At 71.2% G+C, this 22,110-nt stretch carries 18 protein-coding genes; 13 read left to right on the forward strand and 5 right to left on the reverse strand.

The window, feature by feature from the left end; all coding sequences use genetic code 11:
• Positions 1–78: 78 nt before the first annotated feature.
• Both MMA15_RS19885 and gntD read right to left on the reverse strand, forming a co-directional pair.
• Positions 79–1,497, reverse strand: coding sequence for a glycosyltransferase family protein (locus tag MMA15_RS19885; protein WP_241061493.1), 1,419 nt, complete (start codon positions 1,495–1,497; stop codon positions 79–81).
• 404 nt (positions 1,498–1,901) lie between these two features.
• Positions 1,902–2,885 (reverse strand): guanitoxin biosynthesis L-enduracididine beta-hydroxylase GntD, encoded by a 984-nt coding sequence (gene gntD / locus MMA15_RS19890; protein ID WP_241061494.1) that lies wholly within the window; start codon positions 2,883–2,885, stop codon positions 1,902–1,904.
• Positions 2,886–3,180: 295 nt separating this feature from the next.
• Here gntD and MMA15_RS19895 point away from each other — a divergent pair, with 295 nt between their 5' ends.
• Positions 3,181–4,770, forward strand: coding sequence for a sulfatase family protein (locus tag MMA15_RS19895; protein ID WP_241061495.1), 1,590 nt, complete (start codon positions 3,181–3,183; stop codon positions 4,768–4,770).
• 162 nt (positions 4,771–4,932) lie between these two features.
• Here MMA15_RS19895 and MMA15_RS19900 read toward each other — a convergent pair whose 3' ends face one another.
• Entirely contained in the window at positions 4,933–5,727 is a 795-nt protein-coding gene (locus MMA15_RS19900; protein ID WP_241061496.1) for an SDR family NAD(P)-dependent oxidoreductase, read from the reverse strand.
• A 209-nt stretch (positions 5,728–5,936) separates the two neighbouring features.
• On the opposite strand from MMA15_RS19900, the gene MMA15_RS19905 reads away from it, so the two are divergent.
• Together MMA15_RS19905 and MMA15_RS19910 are read left to right on the forward strand one after the other, a co-directional pair.
• Positions 5,937–6,326: a VOC family protein gene (locus MMA15_RS19905; protein ID WP_241061497.1), complete on the forward strand. Its 390-nt coding sequence runs from the start codon at positions 5,937–5,939 to the stop codon at positions 6,324–6,326.
• A gap of 509 nt (positions 6,327–6,835) precedes the next feature.
• Complete coding sequence (locus MMA15_RS19910) at positions 6,836–7,792, forward strand: LysR substrate-binding domain-containing protein (RefSeq protein ID WP_241061498.1); 957 nt, start codon at positions 6,836–6,838, stop codon at positions 7,790–7,792.
• 140 nt (positions 7,793–7,932) lie between these two features.
• On the opposite strand, the gene ddaH is transcribed toward MMA15_RS19910, so the two are convergent.
• Positions 7,933–8,790 (reverse strand): dimethylargininase, encoded by an 858-nt coding sequence (gene ddaH, locus MMA15_RS19915; protein ID WP_241063315.1) that lies wholly within the window; start codon positions 8,788–8,790, stop codon positions 7,933–7,935.
• Positions 8,791–9,049: 259 nt separating this feature from the next.
• Positions 9,050–10,294, reverse strand: coding sequence for an AMP-binding protein (locus MMA15_RS19920; protein WP_241061499.1), 1,245 nt, complete (start codon positions 10,292–10,294; stop codon positions 9,050–9,052).
• Positions 10,295–10,625: 331 nt separating this feature from the next.
• Between MMA15_RS19920 and MMA15_RS19925 the strand changes: the two genes are divergently transcribed.
• The 10 genes from MMA15_RS19925 to MMA15_RS19970 all read left to right on the forward strand — a co-directional run bounded on the left by MMA15_RS19925 (position 10,626) and on the right by MMA15_RS19970 (position 22,002).
• A complete protein-coding gene (locus tag MMA15_RS19925) occupies positions 10,626–11,939 on the forward strand; it encodes a phenylacetate--CoA ligase family protein (RefSeq protein WP_241061500.1) in 1,314 nt (437 codons plus the stop codon).
• On the forward strand, positions 11,939–13,735 hold the full coding sequence (locus MMA15_RS19930; protein WP_241061501.1) for a prenyltransferase/squalene oxidase repeat-containing protein: 1,797 nt from the start codon (positions 11,939–11,941) through the stop codon (positions 13,733–13,735). The genes MMA15_RS19925 and MMA15_RS19930 overlap by 1 nt, the downstream gene beginning before the upstream one ends.
• Before the next feature lie 14 nt (positions 13,736–13,749).
• The gene (locus tag MMA15_RS19935) at positions 13,750–14,172 is read left to right on the forward strand and encodes a tautomerase family protein (RefSeq protein ID WP_241061502.1); all 423 of its coding nucleotides are present in this window, start codon (positions 13,750–13,752) and stop codon (positions 14,170–14,172) included.
• The gene (locus MMA15_RS19940) at positions 14,169–14,471 is read left to right on the forward strand and encodes an acyl carrier protein (RefSeq protein ID WP_241061503.1); all 303 of its coding nucleotides are present in this window, start codon (positions 14,169–14,171) and stop codon (positions 14,469–14,471) included. Before MMA15_RS19935 ends, MMA15_RS19940 begins: the two co-directional genes overlap by 4 nt.
• 8 nt (positions 14,472–14,479) lie before the next feature.
• Positions 14,480–15,550, forward strand: a complete 1,071-nt coding sequence (locus MMA15_RS19945; protein WP_241061504.1) for a class I adenylate-forming enzyme family protein — start codon at positions 14,480–14,482, stop codon at positions 15,548–15,550.
• Positions 15,543–17,183, forward strand: coding sequence for an aromatic amino acid ammonia-lyase (locus MMA15_RS19950; RefSeq protein WP_241061505.1), 1,641 nt, complete (start codon positions 15,543–15,545; stop codon positions 17,181–17,183). The genes MMA15_RS19945 and MMA15_RS19950 overlap by 8 nt, the downstream gene beginning before the upstream one ends.
• Entirely contained in the window at positions 17,171–18,370 is a 1,200-nt protein-coding gene (locus MMA15_RS28290) for a 3-deoxy-7-phosphoheptulonate synthase (protein ID WP_241061506.1), read from the forward strand. Before MMA15_RS19950 ends, MMA15_RS28290 begins: the two co-directional genes overlap by 13 nt.
• An 85-nt stretch (positions 18,371–18,455) precedes the next feature.
• Positions 18,456–19,772, forward strand: a complete 1,317-nt coding sequence (locus MMA15_RS19960; RefSeq protein ID WP_241061507.1) for an ATP-grasp domain-containing protein — start codon at positions 18,456–18,458, stop codon at positions 19,770–19,772.
• Between the two features lie 66 nt (positions 19,773–19,838).
• On the forward strand, positions 19,839–20,606 hold the full coding sequence (locus tag MMA15_RS19965; protein WP_241061508.1) for an SDR family NAD(P)-dependent oxidoreductase: 768 nt from the start codon (positions 19,839–19,841) through the stop codon (positions 20,604–20,606).
• A gap of 148 nt (positions 20,607–20,754) precedes the next feature.
• On the forward strand, positions 20,755–22,002 hold the full coding sequence (locus MMA15_RS19970; RefSeq protein WP_241061509.1) for an ATP-grasp domain-containing protein: 1,248 nt from the start codon (positions 20,755–20,757) through the stop codon (positions 22,000–22,002).
• Positions 22,003–22,110 lie beyond the last annotated feature (108 nt).

Genomic DNA, 22,110 nt, shown 5'->3' on the forward strand with positions numbered 1-22,110 from the left:
CCGGTGCCGCTCCACCGAGGGCCGAGCGGCAGGGGAGCGCACGCCCCCTCCGCCCGTGCCCGCAGCCCTCGCCGCGCCTCACCCGGCGGCCGACTCCAGCTCCCGCCAGAAGCGCGTCCACGGCTCCCTCGGGAAGCGGTCCTCCACGATCTCCCTGTTGGCCGCCAGCCCGGCCCGCAGCGTGTCGTCATCCCTGCGGAAGCCCGCCAGCATCCATACGAACTCCACGGCGCCGTTACGGACCGAGCCGGGCGAGGTGCCCATCCGCACACGGCAGAACCCCGTTCCGTACACCGGCTCGAAGACGTCGTACTCCGTGGTGAGGCACGGCAGCCCCGCCATCGCCGCGAGCCCGGGACCCAGCCCCACGGTCTCCACGTCGGCGACCCCGGGGGTGAAGACGACGCCGCCGTGCGAGGCGGAGGCCACTCGCAGCAGATCCACCTCGTCCAGACGCCAGTGCCCGTCGTCGTCGCGGTAGCTGGTCAGCGGTACGCCGTCGAGGAAGCGGACGTCGTCCTCGACGCCCAGGCTCGCGGCGAGCGCGGTCACCTCGCGTGCGTAGTCCGGGTCCTCGTCGAGGCCGCCGAACACCAGCAGATACGGCACCGGGTCGCCGGCCGTCAGCGCCGCGTCCTTCATCTCCGCGAGCAGCCGCACCGCCACGTCCACGCCCTTGATGCGGAAGACGCGCACCGGGTCGAGCAGCACGGGCCGCCCCGGCTCCAGGCCCTGCTGTGCCGCGAACTCCCGGTGCGCCGCCTCCGGCCGGCGACGGGGAACGGCGGGCAGCAGATTGGAGACGATCTCGGGGACCGCGTCGGTCGGATAGGAGGCTGCTTCCTTGGCGAGTCCGTCCGAGATGACGATCCACCGCGTATGGGCGTCGGCGCGGGGGAGCGGCGTCAGGTCGTTCGGGCGTTCCGGATAGATGCGGGCGCCGGTCTCCTCGTCGTGAATGGCGCAGCTTCCGAAGAGGTCGTGATCCCAGAAGACCATCCCGCCGCGGCGTCCGCCCGCGAAGTGGTCCCGTACCGCCGCGTGCAGCCCGGCGGTGGCGGGCACCGCGTCGGAGAGGGTCATGTTGAGCCCGAATATCCAGTCCGGCTTGTACTCGGCCAGCCACTCGGCGAAGTACGCGCGGTAGGCGTCGGACAACCGGGCGATGCGGGACGCCAGTTCGCGCCGCGCCGTGACGTCGAGCGAGCCGTAGGCCGCGACGTCGTCCCTGATGGACAGCAGCTCGTCCGCCCGTTCCGCGTCGGTCATCCCGTCCCGTACGCGTCGCCGCGTGACCTCCATCCATCCGGATCCGGCGGGCCGGGAGCCGCCCGCCGGGAAGTACTCGGCCTTGTCCGGACGCCATGCGTAGCCCAGGTCGGTGGCCACGGGCAGGTCGACGCAGCCGAGGTCGCGGCCGACCTGAAGCACGTTGCGGAACACGGTCAGCAGTCCGGACGTGGGGAGTCCGTCACCGGATACGAGTGCGATGCGCACGCTGGTCCTCCTCGGGGTATTTCTGAACGCCCGCGAACGGGCGGGTACTTCGCGGTGCTTCGCCGTACGCCGGGACTGGCCGGTGGCCGGTACGGCGATCCGTACGGGTCCGCCGGGGGTCGGTCCGGTGCTCCGTACGGGGTCGGTCGGACGGTCGTCGGGGATGGTCGATGGGGCCCGCGCGGGACGGCAGGCAGTGCGGCGGGCATGGGCGGGGCGGTCGGAGCTCAGCGGGACCGGCGGGACGGACGGGATGGACACGGGACGTGGGGCGAGGCCAGGAGGGTTCGACAGCCGGGACGCGGCGGCCTGTCGGGGCGCCCGGTCGCCTCGGCCCGGCACCCGTGAGCCCCGCCCAGCGGTGCCCGCAGGCCGCAAGGGGTCAGGCGCGCGGCTGCAAGGGGTCAGCCGCGAAGCACCCGCGAGCCCGAACTCTCCCGTCGCCCCGCCGACTTCCGCAGATCCCTCGTCACGGTCACCTTTCTCAGCCATCTGTCGGTGCCGTCCAGCCGTGCGCGGAACGGCCTCCGTCCGTGAACACAGCGCTGGTTGTCGACGACGAGCACGTCCCCCGGTTCGAGCACGACGTCCACCAGGGAGGACTCGAGCTGTTCACACAGCCGCTCCAGGGCGGCCCGCGCCTGGCGGTCCCCCGGCAGCGGCTCCATATACGGAGGGTCGATCCGTACGCCCGGGTCCGCCCGGTCCCCGAAGAGCACCGGGACCGGACGCTCGTACGAGGCGATCTCCGCGGGCGTCATGTGCCTGCGGTGTTCGGTGTCCGGCCTGATGACGAACCGCGGCTCGAAGAGCACATCACGGTCCTCGTCGCTCAGCGCGGGCGCACGGGAGGCGCCCACGGTCGTCGCCACGCGGTCGTGGTTGCGCAGCGCGAGCAGCAGGACGTAGTCGCAGCGGAACTCGTGGAAGGCGTCCTCGGTGTGGAAGTCCAGCAGCGATCTGCTGCCGTGCCCCGTCTGGTCGTCTTCGCTGCCCTCGACCGGATGGATGTCGTTGTAGAGGCGACCGTCCTGGAGGGTCGACCAGCAGAAGGGGGCGCCGAGCAGCGAGCCCAGCAGCCCCAGCCAGAAGTCCTGAGCGGCGGTACGGTCCGGCGCCCGGTCCCTCCAGTGCGAGGGCGTCGGGCCGATCGCGGCGTCGTCCACAGGGAAGCCCCGTACGAGCGCCGCGGGAGGTGCGCCGTCGTAGCGCAACTCCCTTACGCCGGAGGTGAGATGGTCCGGAAGCGACAGTGACCCGTATAACGCCGACCGCAGGAAGTCCTCGCTGTCGGGCGTCTTGTGACGGGATCTCAGGTCCTCGACGAGTTCCTGCGCGGAGGCGGCTTGCGCCTCGTCCAGGTCCATGGTCGCCAATGCGTCTCGCACCAAGGCATTCCTAGCGTGGGGGGCTTGCTCGAACATCAGGCGGAGTCGGGAACACCGACCCGAGGACTACCCCCGGTAAGGCGCCGCCATACCCCGTGCCGAAGGACGGAACGCGGCCCCCCCCGCGGAGCGTGAACCTCGGCCGGGACGCCCCGGCCGCTTCCGTCCGGCTGCCACGGGCCCGCTGACGGCGGATCACAGAGAACTCACAAGGTCCGCCTCCAGCATGCGCTGCACCCGGCGAACTCGCCGGGCCTGATTCGTGACCTGAATCGTGGAGCTGAGAGGAGGACCTATGCCCATCGGCAAGCGTCTTCACCGCGAGCGGCCGTGGCGCGAGCGTCTTCGCCGTACGGCCGTGGCGGGAGTGTGTCTCGCCCTCAACGCGGCGCTGCTGACGTCGTGTTCGGCAGCGCTGGGCACCGACGCCCGGAAGAGCGGCAGTGCGCAGGAAGCCGGGAGCGCCGAGGCGGCCTCGTCGTCCGGGGGCGGCTCGGAGGGCGGCAGGCCCAACATCGTGTACGTGCAGACGGACGACCTGTCCTGGAACCTCGTGCGCTACATGCCGCATGTGAAGCAGATGCAGAAGAAGGGCGTGACGTTCTCGAACTACTTCGTCACCGACTCGCTGTGCTGCCCCTCCAGGGCGACGATGCTCACGGGCCGGTACCCGCACAACACCGGCGTGTTCACCAACAACGGCAGCGACGGCGGATACGGCGCCTTCGTCAAGAAGGGCAACGAGAAGAAGTGCTTCGCGCCGGCCCTCCAGAAGGCCGGCTACCGCACGGGCTTCATGGGCAAGTACCTCAACGGCTACCAGCCCGGCGACGACGACGGCACGTCCAAGCCCCACGTACCGCCCGGCTGGGACGAATGGGACGTCGCCGGAAACGGCTATCCGGAGTTCGGCTACGACCTCAACGAGAACGGGAAGGTCAAGCACTACGGGCACCAGCCGCAGGACTATCTGACGGACGTGCTGTCGAGGAAGGCGTCCTCGTTCGTCGACTCCTCCTCGGACGCGAAGAAGCCGTTCATGCTGGAGATCACACCCTTCACTCCGCACTCGCCGTCGACCCCGGCACCGAGGGACCGTGACGAGTACCGCGGCCTGAAGGCTCCCCGCACCGAGGCGTACGACAAGCTCGCGAAGCCCGCCCCGGAGTGGCAGAAGGACCTCAAGCCGCTGACCGGCAAGGAGAAGAAGGAGATCGACCGCAAGTTCGCCAAGCGGGTGCGTTCCGTGCAGGCGGTCGACAAGATGATCGGTGATCTTCAGGACAAGGTCGAAGCGAAGGGCCTCGCCGACGAGACCTACTTCGTATTCGGCTCCGACAACGGCTTCCACATGGGCGAGCACCGGCTGCGCTCCGGCAAGCAGACGGCCTACGACACGGACATCAATGTGCCGCTGATGGTCACGGGACCGGGGGTGCCCTCCGGCGAGCGGGTCTCGGAGCTGACGGAGAACACCGACCTCAGCCCCACGTTCCTCGACCTGGCGGGGGTGGAGCCGCCGTCCTCCGTCGACGGCAGCAGCCTCACGGGACTGCTGCGCGGAAAGCCCGGCGAGGACTGGCGTGAGTCCGTACTCGTGGAGCACCACCGTGCGAAGTCCAAGAAGGGCGACCCGGACGCGGCCCCCAGGAACCACGGCGATCCGCCGACTTACGAGGCCCTGCGTACCGCGGACTCGCTGTACGTCGAATACGCGGGCGGCGAGCGGGAGTTCTACTCGATGGACTCCGACCCCGAGCAGTTGAGGAACCGGATCGGGCAGCTTCCGGACGACCGGCGCGACGAACTGCACGACACCCTCGCCGACTTGAAGAAGTGCGAGGGGTCGAAGAGCTGCCGGGAGGCGTCCCGCATCGACGAGTAGCCGCCCGGCCCCGCCGACCGCGCGACGCCGGTCCCGTCCGGTCGGGACCGCGAACCTCGGGCCCCGTGCTGCCACGTGGGGAGGCAGACGGGGCCGAGGGCCGTCCATGACCCTGCGTCAGGACCGGGGCCGAGAACCGCCGTGTCCTCGCCGGGGCGACTCTCAGGGAAGGATCGAGTCGACGTACCCGCCGTCCACGCGCACCGCGCCTCCGGTGGTGGCCGACGCCAGCGGGGAGCTGAGATAAACGGCCATGTTGGCGATCTCCTCGGGCTCGATCAGCCGCTGAAGAAGCGACTGCGGCCGGTGCTCGACCATGAACCGGCGCTGAGCCTCCTCCCAGGGCAGCTCCCGGTCGACCAGCTCGTATACGAAGTCCTCAACTCCTCCGGTGTGAGTGGGCCCGGCGATAAGCGAGTTGACGGTGACACCGGTGCCCGCGGCGTCCTTGGCGAAGCCGCGCGTGACGCCGAGGAGCGCGGTCTTCGACACCCCGTAGTGGATCATCTCGGCCGGGATCACCACCGCCGAGTCGCTGGCGACGTTCAGGACCCGCCCCCATGAACGGTCCTTCATACGTGGCAGAAAGGCGCGGATCATCCTCACGGCGGCCAGCACGTTCACCTCGAAGTACCGGCGCCACTCCTCCTCCGTGATCTCCAGTGCGGGCGTCGCTCCGAACACGCCCAGGTTGTTGACGAGGATGTCGACCTCCGGCGCCGCCTGCGTCACCTGACGGGCCCCCTCGTCGGTCGTGATGTCGCCCGGCGCGGCGATGAAACGGTCGCTGCCGGTCTCCTCACTCAGCCCTGCGACGGCAGCCTCGACGGACTCCTGCCGCCGCCCGTTGACGGCCACGCGGGCGCCAGCGCTTGCCAGTCCGGCGGCGATGGAACGGCCGATGCCCTGTGTGGAGCCGGTCACGAGAGCGGTGCGGCCGGACAGGTCGATGAGCACGTGTTTCTCCTCGTCGGATGTTCGTTGTACGGCAGTGGCGACAGCCACGGCAGTTGCGAACAAGGCGAGCGCGTGGGTTCATTCCGGGTGGAAGCACCTGCCGCCTGGGTGCCTGCGTGCATGGATGCCCGCGTGGACGGCGGTGCGAAGCGTGCGGCCTTCGGCGGGCCCGCCACTCGCTTGTCGCTACTCGACTGGAAGGTCCTGACATGAGCAGTAAGTTCACCGAGCTCGCGATCGACTGCGCCGATCCGGCCGGGCTCGCCCGGTTCTGGTGCTCGGTACTCGGCTACGAGGTGCAGGACGAGGACGACGGCATCGTCACGATCGGCTCCCCGCTGGCCCCTGAGGGCAAGGACCGCCCCGGCCCGGTGCCACCGGCGCTGACGTTCGCGCGGGTGCCCGAGGGCAAGTCCGTGAAGAACAGGCTCCACATCGACGTCAACCCGACCGACAGGGACCAGGACGAGGAGGTCCGCCGCCTGCTCGAACTGGGCGCTCAGCACGCGGACGTCGGCCAGAGCGGCGAGGAGAGCTGGGTCTGCCTCACCGACCCCGAGGGGAACGAGTTCTGCGTGCTTGCGAGTCGCCGTCCGTGATGGGGGCAGTGCGGGGCGGCCCAACTGGCGGCGCGCTGTGGGTCGTTGAAGGTACCCGTCAGTGATGCCCGCTGCCGGGCGGGCGCCGCGCGGTCGCGTGACCGACCGGCCGGGGCCGGGGCCGGGGCTGCGGCCCGGGACCGGCGTAGCGCGGCGGCGCCCCTGGAACCGTTGCGGAGGCCGTCGTCGTCCCCCGCAGCGGCCGGGTGCGGCGGGTCGCCGTCGCCGTGCGCGGATGAGGAACGAGGAGGCAGGGTCGTGGAACCGGCGGGTTCGGACCGGCGTCGGGCGGCCCGTGCGGATTCCTTTCTGTCTGGCGTAGCGGAGGGAACATCGGTACCCTTCTGGGCGACTCGTGACGTCACATCGGACATCGCAGTCGTAGCGGGATCTCGGGGCGGTGCCAGGTCCCTGCGACCGCAGCCGCCTTCCTGGACCCGAAGCGCTGCCCGGCCGGTGATCGTGTTTTTCGACCTTTCTGTTTGCGGGACATCGGGGGTAGTCCCAACATGGAGATTCGTAGTGCCCGTTACTTTGTGACCGTCGCCGAGGAGCTGCATTTCGGCCGGGCGGCGAAACGGCTGCATATAACGCAGCCCGGACTTTCCCAGGGCGTGAAGGCACTTGAGAAGGCCATCGGCATGCAGCTCTTCGAACGAGGGCGGCAGGGGGTGGCACTCACGGTCGAAGGGGAAGCTTTGCTTCCGGAGTTCCGTGAGTTATTAGCCCGCGCCGACGCGGTCGACGCCTTCGTGAAAATCCTCGCGGAACAGTTCCACGGGAGCCTTACCGTCGGATACACGCGGTCGGCGGGTCTCGGCCGTGCCTTCGACTTGATCAGCCGCTTCCGCAACGCCTGGCCGCGAATACGCATTCAGAGCTCCAGCGCGTCCAGCAGCGGCAATCTGGAAGCGATCCGTGAACGCCGCCTGGACATCGGGTTCGTACGGCCGCCGCTGCCGGAGGACGCGGAGGTGGAGTCCCTCAGCGTCGGCCGTGAGGCGGTGCTGGTGGGGCTGCCCGCGGGGCACCGGCTGGAGCGGTCGGAGGAGGTGTGCAGGCAGGACCTCGTCGGGCTGCCGCTGGTGTACTTCTCCAAGTCGGCGGGCGGGCTCTGGCAGTCGATACTCTCCGCCGTCTACGGCGGCCGCTACTTCCCGGACATCTGCCGGGAGGAGCCGGATGTTCCGCACATGCTCGCCGCGGTCGCCGAAGGCTCGGGCATCACGCTGGTCACCGAGGGCTCGGTGGCGATGCTCGATGTGCCGGGGGTCGTGCTGCGCAGGCTGTCCGGGGCGCCGAGCGTCGGGCTGGACCTGGCGTGGCGGCGGGACAACGTCAACCGTGCGCTGCGTACGTTCGTCGAGTTCGTACGGGCTGAGGTGGCCGGTGCGGCGCCGTCCGAGCTGCCGGGCGCCGCACGCTCACGATCCGGGCCCGGGGCCGGGATGCGCGCGGCGACCTGATCACCCTCAGTGCCCTCCACGACGTGAACTGCCTGCCGGCGTACGGGAGTCGAGCCGGAAGGCCGACGGGCCCGACCGGCCGGCCCCCGGGGCGGCACGGACACGGCGCCGCACCCGCCCCCGGAGGCCGGTATCCCACGTCAGCTCACACAGGCGGTCTGCCCCGGCATCCGGGCGGAAGGCGCCTGTACGGCCCCCTCCCGTATCTCCAGGGTGCAGCACTTCACGCTGCCCCCGGCCTTGAGCAGTTCCGAGAGATCGACGCCGTGCGGCTCGTAGCCTCGCCGCCGCAGCTCCGCGATGAGGCCCGTGGCGGTCTCCGGGAGCACGACGTTGCGGCCGTCCGAGACGGCGTTCAGGCCGAACACCTCGGCGTCGTGCGGCGAGGCGGTGACCGCGTCGGGGAAGAGTTCCCGCAGTACGGCGCGGCTGCCCTCGGAGAAGGCCGCCGGGTTGTACATGATCTCGTCGCCCAGCACGGCGAGCGCCGTGTCCAGGTGGTAGAAGCGCGGATCGGTGAGGGTGAGGCCGATGACGGGGCGTCCGAAGAACTCCTGGGCCTCCTGGTGGGAGCGCGGGTCGGTGCGGAAGCCGGTGCCCGCGAGTATCCAGCGGCCGGTCGCCAGATAGTCGCCCTCGCCCTCGTTGACCCACTGCGGGTCGTGCACCGCGGCGAACCCCCGGTCGCGGAACCACCGGGCGTAGGCGGGGCCTTCGGCGGCCCGCTCCTGGTTGCGGAAGCGCGCGGCCAGTACGCGGCCGTCGACGACGGTGGCGCCGTTGGCGGCGAAGACCATGTCGGGCAGGCCGTCCAGCGGTTCGATCAGCTCCACGGTGTGGCCGAGACCGAGGTACAGGTCCCTCAGCTTCTCCCACTGTGCGACGGCACGGTCCCGGTCCACCGGCTTGTCGGGGCTCATCCACGGGTTGATGGAGTACGAAACGTCGAAGTACGTGGGCGGGCACATCAGATAGCGCCGGGGGCGCGCGGTGCGCACGGCGATGCGGTCGGACATCACAACTCCAGGGAAGGAAGGGCAGGTCCAGGGGGACCGAAGGGCAGAAGGACGGCGGGGCACGAGAGCAGAAGGGCAGCCGGAACAGGACCGGGCCGGGGGCCAGAGCGCTCCACCCTGCGAACGCCCCCGGCCCGTACGGGACTTGGGCCCGGCGCCGCGGAGAACCACCGCACGGGCCGCAAGGACATGGCCCGCACGGGCCCCGCGAGGACATCGCCCGCACGGACCCGTACCGGGCTCAGTCCAGCGGAGAGTCCTTCACCAGCAGCGGCGTCTTCTGCGAGCGCTCGTTGATGGTGAAGCGCGGCGTCACACGCACCCAGAACGCCTCGGGCGCCTCGGTCTCGACCTCGTAGCCCATGCGGTAGACCTGCGTGAGCACCGTCTCCTTGACGCGGGACTCGACCTCGTCGGCGTGTGCGCCCTGCCGTACCTTCACGCGCAGCTCCATGCGCTCCGACGGCGACCCGTGGTCGAAGAGCGCCACCTGTACGCCCGTGACGTCCGGGTCCAGCAGTGCCGCCTCCTCGATCTCCTGCGGTGTGACGAGGATGCTCAGGAACTTCATCTGCGGGTCGTCGCGGCCCAGTACGCGCAGCGCCGGCTCCGTACGGCCGCAGGTGCAGGCGGTGAACTCGCCGCGGTCGCCGATGCGGTAGCGCACCACCGGGTTGACGCACTCGGGGTGCAGATTCGTCACGAGGATCAGGCCGTCGTCCAGCTCCACGTGCTGGTACGGCATGACGTGGAAGGTGTCCATGGCGCATCCGGGGCCGTTGTGCCCGATGACCCACGTCTCGGTCGAGCCGTAACAGCCGTACAGCTCCGCGTCGGGCAGGATGCGCCGGGTCACTTCGAGGGCGGCGGCGCCGAACGGCTCGCCCGTCCACAGGAGTTTGCGGAAACCGGGAGTGATGTCCGCGTCGACGCAGGTCTGGAGCAGATGCGCGATCTGGCTCTGGGTGGCGTTGAGCGCGGTGGCGCCCAGCCGGTGCACCATGCCCATCCACTCGGGCAGTTGACGGTCCTCGATGGCGCCCAGCGGCACGGTGACGGCGCCCGACGAGTGGGCCAGGGCGTTGAAGAAGGCGTGCGAGGAGCAGAGTCGGCCCGGGGTGTCGTAGTTGACCAGCACGTCGTCGGCGGACAGCGGGTCCCACACCTCGCGTATCTCCTCGATCATCTGGCCGCTGGGCACCAGGCTGAGCTTGGGTGCCGACGTGGTGCCGCCGCTGCCGAGGACCAGGGCGCCGTGCCCGCGCCGCCGCGCCCTGCGCACGGTGTCGGGCAGCGCGGAGCGGAAGTCGTCCTTGGTGAGTACGGGCAGGTCGCCGAGGCCGGGGTCGGGCAGTGCGCGTGCCTCGTCGTAGCGGGCGCTGAGCGAGGGCATCTCGCTCATCCGCTCCAGCAGCCGGCGTACGAACGCCGGGGAGCGGGCGGGGTCTTGGGGGGAGGTGACGGGCTCCTCCGAGGTGATGGCCATGCGGGACGGTCTCCCATCGCACGTTGCCGCAAGAAGTACGGCAGGAATCCAGGACCCTTCGAGTGCGCCACGGAATTCAAGGGTTGTCCAAGAGAAGTTCGCACGCCTTGAATAACGGACTCTTATGACGGCAGCTCGCCGGGGTGGGGCCCGGTAATCCACCTCGTTTCATAACCGGCGCTTCTGGCCGGTGCGCCTGCTCGTATTGGACGGTCGGGGCGCGGTGCTGCAACATTGCGATCGCTTCGGGCCGCGAGCGGCGGCCGAGCTTTCCCGGGGGCTGAGCCTCCGCGGAAGTCGTCTGTCTTTTCAGTGAATTGAGGGGTGGCTTGTGCTCGTCCGGGACCGTGCGGGACTGGAAATGATGCGCTGCGCTCAGGAGGAATTGGCCTCGCTGCGCGGTAATCCCGTCCCGGAGGATTTCCACCGCGGAAAGATCGCGGCGGTCTGGGACCGGGCGCGCAAGTCGCCCGCCTTCGAAGGGCTCGCGGATTTCTCCTGGGAGGAGTTCACCGCCCTGCCCGTCATGACGAAGGACCAACTCAAGGCCGATCCCTGGCACTTCGCCGTCACGGGAGTGTCGGGCGCGGCCAAGTACTACGAGACCACGGGCACCACGGGGAGGGTCACGCCCACACCGCGTCTCGCCGAGGACGTCATCTGGAACACGGTCTCCGTGGCCGAGGCGTGGCGGACGATCCTGCACGACGACGACCGCGTGGCGGTGCTGCTGCCCTCGGACGTCGTGCCCGTGGCGGACCTGATCGTGTCCGTGTGCGAGTACCTGGGGCTGCCGCACAGCCGGCTGTACCCCTTCGCCACCGGCATCTCCGACTGGGACAGGCTGCTGGCCTTCTGGGAGAACCTGCGGCCCACGGCGCTGTTCGTCTCCCCGGGCGTGATGCTCCAGCTCACCCGCCTGCTCAAGCAGCGCGACCTGATGGCCGAACACAGCGCCCCCGTACGGGACATCATGCTCCTCGGCGAGGTCAGCACCCCCGCACTTCGGGCCCGGCTGGGCCAGTGGTGGGGCGCCCAGGCACACGACGCCAGCTACGGCAGCACGGAGACCGGCACGCTCGCCGCGACCTGCCCCCGCGGACGGCTGCATCTGCTGACCGCCACGAACTACTTCGAACTCGCCACCCGCGACGGACTGGTGCCGCTGCCCGGCCGGGGCACCGGACGGCTCGTCGTCACCCCGCTCAACCTCTACGCCCGTCCGATGCTGCGGCTCGACACCGGCGACGAGGTCACCGTCGACGCGTCGGGCTGCGACTGCCCCGACCCGGCGCCCGTCGTCGTGGTGTGCGGACGCACCAGCGACAGCATCGAGATACACGGCACCCGGCTGAACATCCTCGGCGTGGAGAACGCCGTCTACGGTGCGACCGAGGCCACCGGCTACCTCGTCGAACTCGACGCCACCGGCGACTTCGGGCGGCTGCTGCTGGAACGCGGCATCGGCTCGGACCGGGCGGCCGAGCCCGCCGCCATAGAGGCCCTTCAGCGCGTCTCGGAGAAGGAGCTTGGGCTCCACTGGGACGCCGTCGCCTTCGTCAACTCCCTGCCCAGCACCACCAAGAGCGGCGGCTCGCAGAAGAGCTGGAAGCGCTCCAACATACGAGTGGTGGAGCAGGCCTGATGAGCGCACTCATACACGCACAGTCCGGGCCCGGGGGTCAGGCACAGGCCCGCCCCGAGGACGTCGGGCACCAGCGGGCGGCAGGCACCGGCGAACCCGACCTGTGGTGCACCTACGCCGCCGTGCGCACCCTGGCCTGGCTCGGCCGTACCGACGAGGCGGACGACGCCGAGGCCACGGCCCGCTATCTGCGCAGCAGACGCAACTCCGACGGCGGCTACGCCTGGTCGGTGGGCATGCCCTCCGACGCGTGGGCCACGTTCTACTGCACCCAGGCCCTCACCGACCTCGGCCGTGAACTGCCGGAACCCGGCGGCACCGCACGCTGGCTGTCCGGCACCTGGACCCAGGACGGCACGGGCGCGGCGTACGCCATGACGCCCGGCCAGGCACCCGACGTCTGGGCCACGCACTTCTCCACCCGCAGCAGCGTGCGCATCCCCGGCGGCGAAGTGCCCGACGCCGCGGGCCTGCTGAAGTGGCTCGGCGCCCTCCAGCGGCCCGACGGCGGGCTGTCCTGGAGCCGCGGCTCGCAGACGTGCGACGTACGTGCCTGCCACTACGGCGCCGCCGCCTGGTACGCGCTGAACAGCGTCGCACCGGCGGAACCGCCTTGGGACACCGAGGCGTTGATCCGCTGGCTGCGCGAACAGCAGACCGCGGAGGGCGGCTTCCGCTTCTCCCCGGAGGCGGACGTGCCGTGCATGTGGGCCACCTACCGGGCGACGGCGGCGCTGGACATCCTCGGCGGCGCCCCCGCACGGCCCGTCGAGCCGTGGATACGCGGACTGCGTGGCGCGTCGGGTGCGTTCGTGCGCTGGCAGGGGTACGAGGTCGAGGACGTATGGGCCTCGTTCTGCGCGGTGGGGGCGCTGAAGGCGGTCGGCGCGTCCACGGACGGCATCGCCGACGCCGTCGTGGCCCGTATCGGCGAACTGCGCTGCGCGGGCGGCGGATACACCTACCGGGAGCCGCAGCACGCGGCCGACGCGCTGAGCACCGCCGCGGCCGTTCTCGCCGACGGGACGGACGCCTCGGCGTCCCGTACCTCCGCCGACCCCCGCGTCGCCTGGCTGGAGAGCTGCCAACTCCCCAACGAGGGCGGCCTGATGTACATGCCCGCCCGTGGCAGCGAGATCCGCTGCACCCTGTGGGGCCTGACCGCCGGGGCGTTCGCCGATGAGGAAGCCCGTCAGGAGCGCCGCCGGATCGCCGAGTGGCTGCGCGGGCTCCAGAACCCCGACGGCGGCTTCGGCTTCTGGGAGGGCCGCGGCTCCGAACTGCTCTCCACGGCCGCCGCGGTCGGAGTCGTACGCCGCCTGGGCGCCACCGTCCCCCGGCTCCTCGACGCCGCCGCGCTGCGCGGCTTCGTCACCCGCTGCCTCGTGCCCGGCGACGACGGAAGCGCCGCGCTGCCCGGCACCGAGCCGACGCTCCGCCAGGGCCTTCAGGCGCAGCGCATCCGGCACGCCCTCGGCGAGGGCTCACCGCAGGCACTGACCGCACTGCTCGACCGCCACCGGGTACGCGGCGGCGGCTGGGCCAACACCGGTGCGCGGCTGCCCGACCTGCTCTCCACCTACGAGGCCGTGGCCACCGCCGACCTGTACGAACTGCCCGTGGACACGGCCCACTTGAGCCGCTTCACCGACCGTGTGCACAGCGACGACGGCGGAACCGCCTGGAGCCCGCTGGCCCCCGGCAGCGGCGGCCCGCTCGCCGACGCGCTGGGCTCGCTGTTGCGCCGCCGTGCCGCAGGCACGCTCCGCGTCCTTCCCGACCTCGTGCTCTCCTGACCAGGAAGGCCCCCATGCCCACCATCGAGATCAGCGGCCCCGAACTGTCCGTGCCGGCCCGCCGCAAGGTGGCCGTGAGGCTCACCCGCTGGCTGACCGGCCACGGCGTGCCGGCCGGTCATGTCGTCGTCCGCTTCACCGAGGTCCCGGCGTCCACCGTCTTCAGCGGCGGCATGCCCGTCGACGTACTGCCCCACAGCGAACACGGCCTGCGGCACGCGTCGGTGACGGTGTGCGTGGGCCCGGACCGCGACGAGGGCTTCCGCGACGCGCTCGCCTCCGAGATCGCCGAAGCGCTGGAGCTGCACGAGCGCACCCCCTTCCTCTACATCGAGTTCCGGCCGACCGACCCCGGCCACGTCTATCTCGCCCACCAAGGAACGCTGCGACGGGCCGGGGAGGCCCTCGCCACCGCCCAGGGAAAGGCACAGCGATGAGCAACCGCACCATTCCGGCGTACGACCAGACGCTTACGCGTGTACGCGAGGTCCTGGGCGAACTGCTCGGCGACGGCGTGCAGTCCGCCGCGGACGACCAGCCCCTCACCGAGGCACTCGGCGACCGCTACGACAGTCTCGCCGCGCTGGAGTGCGTCTCCCGTGTCGAGGGAGCCTTCGGCATCGAGGTCGACTTCGTCGCGCACGACGTGCGCTACTCCTTCGCGACGCTCGGGCGCATCGCCGAGTTCGTACAGGGCGAGCTGGAGGACCGTGCCGTACTGGAAAACCTCGGGTGAACGCCTGCGTGACGGCCCGGCCCGTACGGGAGGGCGAGATACCGTTCGCCACCTCCGGGCACACCGGCGAGCCCGTGCGGTGGTGGCGGACACGCGAACAGCTCCGTGCGGAGGTGGAGTTGATCGCTGCCACAGCCATCGGCGAGGTCGGTCAGGTGATCAGCCTGGCGCCGCCGGAGCACCTCTTCGGGCGGCTCTTCGGCGTCGAACTGCCCCGCCGCTACGGCATCGAGGTGCACAACGCCTGGCAGGACCCGGTGATCCCGCCGACATGGCGCCCCGGAGTGCCCGCGCTCTTCGTGTGCCTGCCGGCGAGCTGGGTTGTGCTGCGCAGCCTCGCGCCGCGCATCGCCGAACTGCCGCGTGCCGTGGCCCTGCACAGCGCCGGGCCCACCACCGCGCACACCCGGCAGCTCGTGAGCGCGCTGCGCGGGCACCCCTTCCGGGCCGTGGAGCTCTTCGGCTCCACGGAGACCGGCGCCGTCGCCTCGCGTGAGATCGCCGCCGACGCCGACGACCAGCAGCCGTGGCGGCTGCTGCCGGATGTGCGTGCCGAGCTGCCCGACGGGCAAGACGAGCGGCGGCTCACGGTGAGTTCGCCGCGGCTGGCACGGCGCGACGGGCACCGAGCGCCGCCGCGCACCTGGCAGATGGGCGACCTCGTACGGGCCGCGGGCGAGCGCCGGTTCACCTTCGTCGGGCGAGCCTCGCGGCTGATCAAGGTCAACGGGCTCCGCTGCGACCTCGGTCGCGTGGAGCAGACCGTGGCGACGGCGCTGCCCGGCCTCGAAGCGGTGTGCCTGCCCAAGCGCGACGCCGTACGCGGCGAACACTACGAACTGGTCTATGCCGACCCCCGCGGAGAGTTCGACTCCCGGTCGCTGTGGCCGCTGCTGCGCCGTGCGCTGGGCGGCACGCCGCTGCCCCGGTCGCTGCGGCGCGTGCCGCGCATACCGCGCAGCTCCACGGGCAAACCGCTGACGCATCTGCTGGGGAAACCGGCGGGTACGGCGGTGGCTGCCTCCCGTGTGGCCGCGACGACCGGCGAGCCCGCCCGCGGCGGTGAGCCCCGTGCCTGAGACAACGATGCCGGAACGCGGCGCACCGCCCGAACCGGCCTGCCCCGTAGAGGAGTTGCTGTCCCACACGGGGCCCGGGGGCAAGCTGGTGCTCACCCGCGAGCAGGAACAGCGCATGCGGGAATCCGCCGCGGCGCTCTCCCGTATCGCCCAGGAGCGACCGGTCTACGGACTCACCCGCGGCTTCGGTCCCCTCGTCGAGTACAGCGCCGACGAGGACCCCCGCGAACAGGGAATCGGCCTGCTCGACCACCTCACCACGGGGCAGGGCGCGCCACTGCCGAGGGACGTCGTACGCACCATGGTCTGGCTGCGGCTGCGCGGCATGACCCTGGGGCACTCGGGCGTCGACGCAGAGGTGTGGCAGGCGCTCGCCGAGCAGTGGAACCACGGCTTCACGCCCGTGGTCCCGCAGGAGGGCAGCCTCAGCGCGAGCGGCGACCTGGTGCCGCTCGCCCACGCGGCGCAGGCGGCAGCGGGCCGGGGGGAGGTGTGGCTGGAACGCGGCGGCGAACAGCGCCGGGTGCCCGCCGACGAGGCGCTGGCCGAGGCGGGTCTGCCCGCTGTGCGCTGGGACGCACGCTCGGCGCTCGCCTTCGCCAACGGCTCCGGCACCTCGCTCGCCCGCGCCCTGCACAACCACGTCCGGCTGGCGGCCCTCGCACGGGCCCTCGCCTCGGCAACGGGCCGAGCCGCGGCACTGCTGGGCTGCAACACCGAGGCGTACTCGGACGCGCTGTCGGCCGTCCGGGGGCATCAAGGGCAGCGCACGGCGGCGGAGTTGATACGGGACGAGCTGCTGCGCGGGACCGCTACGGGCACCGGTACCGGCCGTCCTGGCACGCCGCCCCGAAGGCTCCAGGAGCCCTACTCGCTGCGCTGCGCACCCCAGGTCGTAGGAGCCGTACTCGACCAACTCGCAGCCCAGGGGCGGATACTGGCGGCCGAGGCGGAAGGCTGCACCGACAACCCGGTGCTCGTCGGCGACGAGGTGCTGCACGGCGGCAACTTCCACGCCGCGCCCGTGGGGCTCGCCAGCGAACAGCACGCCTTGTGCGTACATCAGCTCGCCTTCCTCGCCGAGCGGCAGCTCGCGCTCGTACTCGACCCGCAGCACAACGGCGGGCGCCCACCGCTCCTCGCCGAACAGCCCGGCAGGGACAGCGGGTTCGCGGGCGTGCAGATCGCGGCGACCGCGCATCTGGGCGCCCTGCGGCAGCGCGGCTACCCGGCGTCCTTCACTCCCGTACCGACGAACCTCGGCAATCAAGACCATGTGCCGCTCGCCCTCAACAGCGCCAACGCGGTGGCGGAGATGACGGAACGGGCCTGGTGGATCGTCTCCTCCCTGTTCCTCGCCGTCACCAGGCTCGGCCACCTCGCGGGGAGCGGCCAGTACGGAAGCGGCCCGTACGCCGACGGCACGAAGACGTGCACCGGCACGGAAGACGCCCCGGGCGGCAGCGCTCTATGGGCCCGACTCGACCGCGACTGGCCCCCGTTGACACGCGACCGCCCCCTGGCGGGCGAGGTCGCCGCGTGGGCCCGGCGCATCGAGGCCCACTACTCCGGCGCCGCGGAGGCACACGGCGCGAACGACGACGATCAGGAGCACACCCGGTGCCCAGCGTGACACTCGCAACCCAGCGCACCGCCGCGCAGCAGCCGCAGTGGGAGGACGAGGAGGAACTGGTCCTCGCCGCCAAGGAGTTGGCGTCCCGGCCCGCGCCGGTGAGCGCCGACGCCTGCCATGCGCTGCGCCACCGGCTTGCGGCGGCGGCCCGCGGCGAGGCGTTCGTGGTCCAGGGCGGCGACTGCGCCGAGCGTTTCGGCGCCTCGTCCGCCGAGCCCGTACGGACCAAGATCCGGCAGCTTCGGCAGCTCGGCACGCTCGTGGAGGAGCTCTCCGGCCTGGACGCCGTCCTGATCGGCAGGATCGCCGGGCAGTACGCCAAGCCGAGGTCGAATCCCACGGAGACCGTGGGCGGGCTGACCCTGCCCGTCTACCGGGGCGACGCGGTCAACTCGCCCGAGCCGCACCCCGATTCGCGCCGCCCCGACCCGCGAAGGCTCGTACGCGCCTACGACCACGCCACCGAGGTGCTGACGGCACTCGCCGCTCACGGCGGCAGGCCCGGCGCCGCCGAGCCCGGCACCACGCGGGTCGCCCCCGTCTTCACCAGCCACGAGGCGCTGCTGCTGGACTACGAGCGGCCCCTGATACGCCCCGACGAGGTGGCCGGAGGCTCCTACGGCTCGTCCGGACACATGCTGTGGATCGGCGAGCGCACCCGCCAACTGGACGGCGCACACGTGCACTTCGCCGAACAGGTCAACAACCCGGTGGGCGTCAAACTCGGCCCCTCCGCCGAGCCGGCCGACGTGCGCGCACTGTGCAAGCGCTTCGACCGCTACGGCCCGCCCGGCCGCCTGACCCTCATCAGCCGCATGGGCCGCGGAGCCGTCACCGAGCGGCTGCCCCGGCTCGTCGAGGCCGCGGCGCCCTTCGCGGGCCGCGTGGTGTGGCTGTGCGACCCGATGCACGGCAACACGCTGCCCCATGTCTCCGGCCGCAAGAGCCGCGTACTGACCGACGTCCGCGAGGAGGTCCGCGGCTTCTTCGCCGTACTGCGCGACTACGGGGCACACCCCTGCGGCCTGCATCTGGAGACGACCCCCGAGCCGGTCACCGAGTGCGTGCCCGAACGCGACGACCTCGAATGCCCCGGCGCCCTCACCCGGTACACATCCGCCTGCGACCCGAGGCTCAACGCCGAACAGGCCGCGGAACTGGTGGCGTTCGCCGCCCGGCTCCTGTGACCGCCGACCGCACGCCCCGCACCGCACCGACGGCCCCGAGGCCCCCCGCACCACACCGCCCGGCAGACGACGGAGAGAGAAGCACGTGACAGCTCCGAGCGCACCGAAGGACAGGCCCCACATCGTGGTGATCACCCGCTGGCGTGAGCACTACGCACAGTACGAGCGCTATCTCGACCACGACGCACACACGGTCACCTATGTGGCCGCGGGCATAGCGGTGGACTCGGTGCCGCCGCAGGCCACGGAGGTCGTCCCCGTACGCCGTACCGACGACCTCGAAGAGGTACGCGCGGCCGTGCACGCCCTCGTCGGCAGGCACGGGCGGCCCGCCGGGATCGTCGCCCTGAAGGAGGACGATCTGCTGGTGGCCGCGCAGTTGCGCGCCGACTGGGACTGCCGTGGGCAGGTCCCCGAGGATCTGCTGCGCTTCCGCGACAAGTACCTGATGGCCTCGGCCATCGCCGAAGCAGGGCTGCCCGTACCGGAGTTCGCGCCCGCCCCCGACGCGGACGCCGTCGCCGCCTTCGCCGAGCGCCACGGCTGGCCGGTGGTGCTCAAGCCCCGCACGGGCAGTTCCAGCGCCGGGGTGACGATGCTCGACGGACCGGAAGAACTCGCCTCCACGGTCGCGTCCACGGCCTGGTCGGAGCCGTCGCTGGTGCAGAAGTGCAACCCGCATCCGATCTACCACGTCGACGGCGTATTCACCGGCGACGCCCTCGCCACCTGGCGGGCGTCCCGCTACGTCAACTCCTGCCTCGGCTTCCGCGACGGCCTCTTCCTCGGCTCGGTCGAGGAGGACGATCCCGGACTGCTCGATGTCATAGGCACGTACACACGCCGCTTCCTCGCGGCGCTCACCGACGGGCCCACGCCGTTCCATCTGGAGATGTTCGTGGACAGGGCCGGGATGCGCTGCGAGTTCCTTGAGGTGGGGGCGCGCGTCGGCGGCGCCGAAATCCCGTTCATCTGGCGCGAGTTGCACGGCTACGACCTGATGGAGGCGGCCTTTCGCATCCAGCTCGGCGAACCGGCGCCGCGGGCCGTCGCGGACGCAGCAAAGCGGGCGCAGGACCCGGGGCCCGCGCGGCAGCCGGAGCGCGGCGGCTGGCTGCTGATCCCCGCACCCGCCGAGAAGCCCTGCCGCATCACCGAGGTCACGCCCATGACCGGCCGGGAGCCCGGCCCCTACAGCGAGTCCCTGCTGAGCGTGGGGGAGATCCTCCCCGCGGCCGACGCCTACTACGAGCACGTAGGCGGCCGGTTCCGGTTCCGGGGCCGCGACAGCGGAGAGGTGGAGAAGGCGCTCGTCGCCACGGCCGAGGCGTTCCGGGTGACGGCGGAGCCGGTGGCCGACCATACGTACGACGGCAACACGCCGGTGGCGAGCGGCACTTGAGCGAGAGCCGCCACTGGCAAGCGAGCGTGAGCGTGAACGAGAGCGTGAACGAGAGGAGCGGATGAGATGTCACGAGTGGTGATCGTCAGCGGTGGAGGCACGGGCATCGGACGTGCCGTGGCCCGCAGGTTCGCGCAGGACGGCGACCGGGTGCTGCTCGTCGGCCGCCGGGACGGAGTGCTGAGCGAGGCCGCGAAGGCGCTCGCCGCCGAGGAAGGGGCGACGGGTGAGATCCGTACCCTGGCCGCGGACCTCTCCGACCCCGCGGAGGCGCAGCGGGTACGCGACGAGGTCGACGCCCGCTACGGACGCGTCGACGTCCTGGTCAACAACGCCGGCGGCAACGTGGAGATCGGCGCGCCCGACGACGTGCCCTCCGGTCTCGCCGGCGTCGCATGGCACTGGACGGGCAACTTCAACTGCAACGTGCTCACTTGCGTACTGCTCACCGAGGCGCTGAGGGACCTGCTTCAGCAGCCGGACCGCAGGGTGGTGCTGATCAGCTCCATCGCCGCCTACCGGGGCTCCGGCTCCGGTTCCTACGCCGCGTCCAAGGCCGCCCTGCACCCCTACGCATACGACCTGGCAGGGCAGTTGGGCGGACACGGGGCCACCGTGAACGTCGTGGCGCCCGGCTACATCGAGGACACCGAGTTCTTCGGCGGGCGGATGCCGGACGAGCGCCGCAAGATGCTCGTCGCCCAGACCGACAACGGCCGCGCGGGCACGCCCGCGGACATCGCCGACACCGTGCACTGGCTCTCCTCGCCCGGCGCGGGCCATGTCACGGGACAGGTCGTACAGGTCAACGGCGGTGCGCAGCACGGCGCTTGACGCCCGGCAAACCCACCACCCAACCCACAAGGCAACTCCGCACCGCCCGGCACGGGCCGTACGGAACGGGCCCGTACGGAACCCCCCCGTACCGCGAACCCGCCACAGCACAGCGGCGCCCGCCGCACCCAGACAGGAGAGAAGCGTCATGCCAGAGAACGGCTACGTGGCCATCGTCGACGCCTACAGCTTCACCAGACGGCTCGCTCCGGAGTTCGTCAAGGCCGGATACGGGTGCGTGCGCGTGCAGAGCACCCCCGAGGTGCCGGAGGTCTACGGCTCCTCCTTCAGCCTCGACGACTACGCCGGGAACATCGTCCACCAGGGCGACCTCGACGAGACGGTGAAGGCGCTGGCCGAGTACGGGCCGGTGGCGGTCGTGCCCGGCGGCGAGTTCGGCGTCGAGTTCGCCGACAAGCTCAGCGAGGCCATGGGACTGGCCACCAACGGCACCGAGTTGAGCGCCGCACGCCGCGACAAGTACACGATGATCGAGACGATCAAGGCAGCCGGCGTGCCGGGCGCGCAGCAGTTGCGCATCACCGACGAGGACGAACTGCGCCGCTGGCACGAGAAGTTGAACGGCCGCGTCGTCGTCAAGCCCGTCCGCAGCACGGCGGGCGACGGCATCCACTTCTGCGATACGCCGCAGCAGTCCGTCGACGCCTACCGCACGCTGAAGTCCTCGGCGAACGTCTTCTCACAGCACAACGAGGGCGTCATCGCCCAGGAGTATCTGGTGGGCGGCGAGTTCGTCGTCAACACCGTCAGCCGCGAGGGCCGCCACCACGTGTGCGACATGTGGAAGACGACGCGCCTCACGGCCAACGGCGTGCTCGATCTGTGCGACGCCGTCTACCTCATCGCGAGCGGCAGCGACGACGGACGCACCCTCGCCGAGTACGCGGGCCAGGTGCTGGACGCCCTCGGTATCCGCAACGGCCCGGCACATCTGGAGGTGAAGCTGACCCCCGACGGGCCCCGTCTGGTCGAGGTCGGCGCACGTATCGCAGGCGGCGACATCCCGCACTACGCCCGCATGGGCATCGGCGAGTCCCAGATCGACTGGACCGTGGACGCCTATGTGCACCCGGAGCGCTTCGACGCCCGGGTACACGAGGAGTACGGCATCCGGCACCACTTCGCCTCCGTGGCGATGATCTCCCCGGTGCGCGGCACACTGCGCGGCTACCCGCATCTGGAGACGCTGAAGAAGCTGGAGAGCCTCCACGAGATCCGTACCCTCGTCAGCCCCGGCGCCCCCATCGAACCGACCGTCGACGATCTCACCTACCCGATGATCGTCAACCTGCGGCACGAGGTCGAAGAGGTCGTGATGCGCGACTTCGGCACCGTCCGCTACCTCGACGGCGAGGGCTTCTACGAACTCGACTGAACAGGGCGGAAGTTCGGCCGGTGCGCCGCCGAACCAGCCCGCCGCCCCCGGTGTCGCGGGGGCGGCACCGTACGACGGACCCGGCCGCACACGCAGCCCGTACCGGAC

It is taken from the genome of Streptomyces marispadix (assembly GCF_022524345.1).
GTDB classification, from domain to species: Bacteria; Actinomycetota; Actinomycetes; order Streptomycetales; family Streptomycetaceae; genus Streptomyces; species Streptomyces marispadix.

Bases quoted from the DNA above. Each gene is read 5' to 3' on its own strand.
- MMA15_RS19895 (WP_241061495.1), top strand. From the start codon at position 3,181: ATGCCCATCGGCAAGCGTCTTCACCGCGAGCGGCCGTGGCGCGAGCGT.
- MMA15_RS19905 (WP_241061497.1), top strand. From the start codon at position 5,937: ATGAGCAGTAAGTTCACCGAGCTCGCGATCGACTGCGCCGATCCGGCC.
- MMA15_RS19910 (WP_241061498.1), top strand. From the start codon at position 6,836: ATGGAGATTCGTAGTGCCCGTTACTTTGTGACCGTCGCCGAGGAGCTG.
- MMA15_RS19920 (WP_241061499.1), bottom strand. From the start codon at position 10,294: ATGGCCATCACCTCGGAGGAGCCCGTCACCTCCCCCCAAGACCCCGCC.
- MMA15_RS19930 (WP_241061501.1), top strand. From the start codon at position 11,939: ATGAGCGCACTCATACACGCACAGTCCGGGCCCGGGGGTCAGGCACAG.
- MMA15_RS19935 (WP_241061502.1), top strand. From the start codon at position 13,750: ATGCCCACCATCGAGATCAGCGGCCCCGAACTGTCCGTGCCGGCCCGC.
- MMA15_RS19940 (WP_241061503.1), top strand. From the start codon at position 14,169: ATGAGCAACCGCACCATTCCGGCGTACGACCAGACGCTTACGCGTGTA.
- MMA15_RS19965 (WP_241061508.1), top strand. From the start codon at position 19,839: ATGTCACGAGTGGTGATCGTCAGCGGTGGAGGCACGGGCATCGGACGT.
- MMA15_RS19970 (WP_241061509.1), top strand. From the start codon at position 20,755: ATGCCAGAGAACGGCTACGTGGCCATCGTCGACGCCTACAGCTTCACC.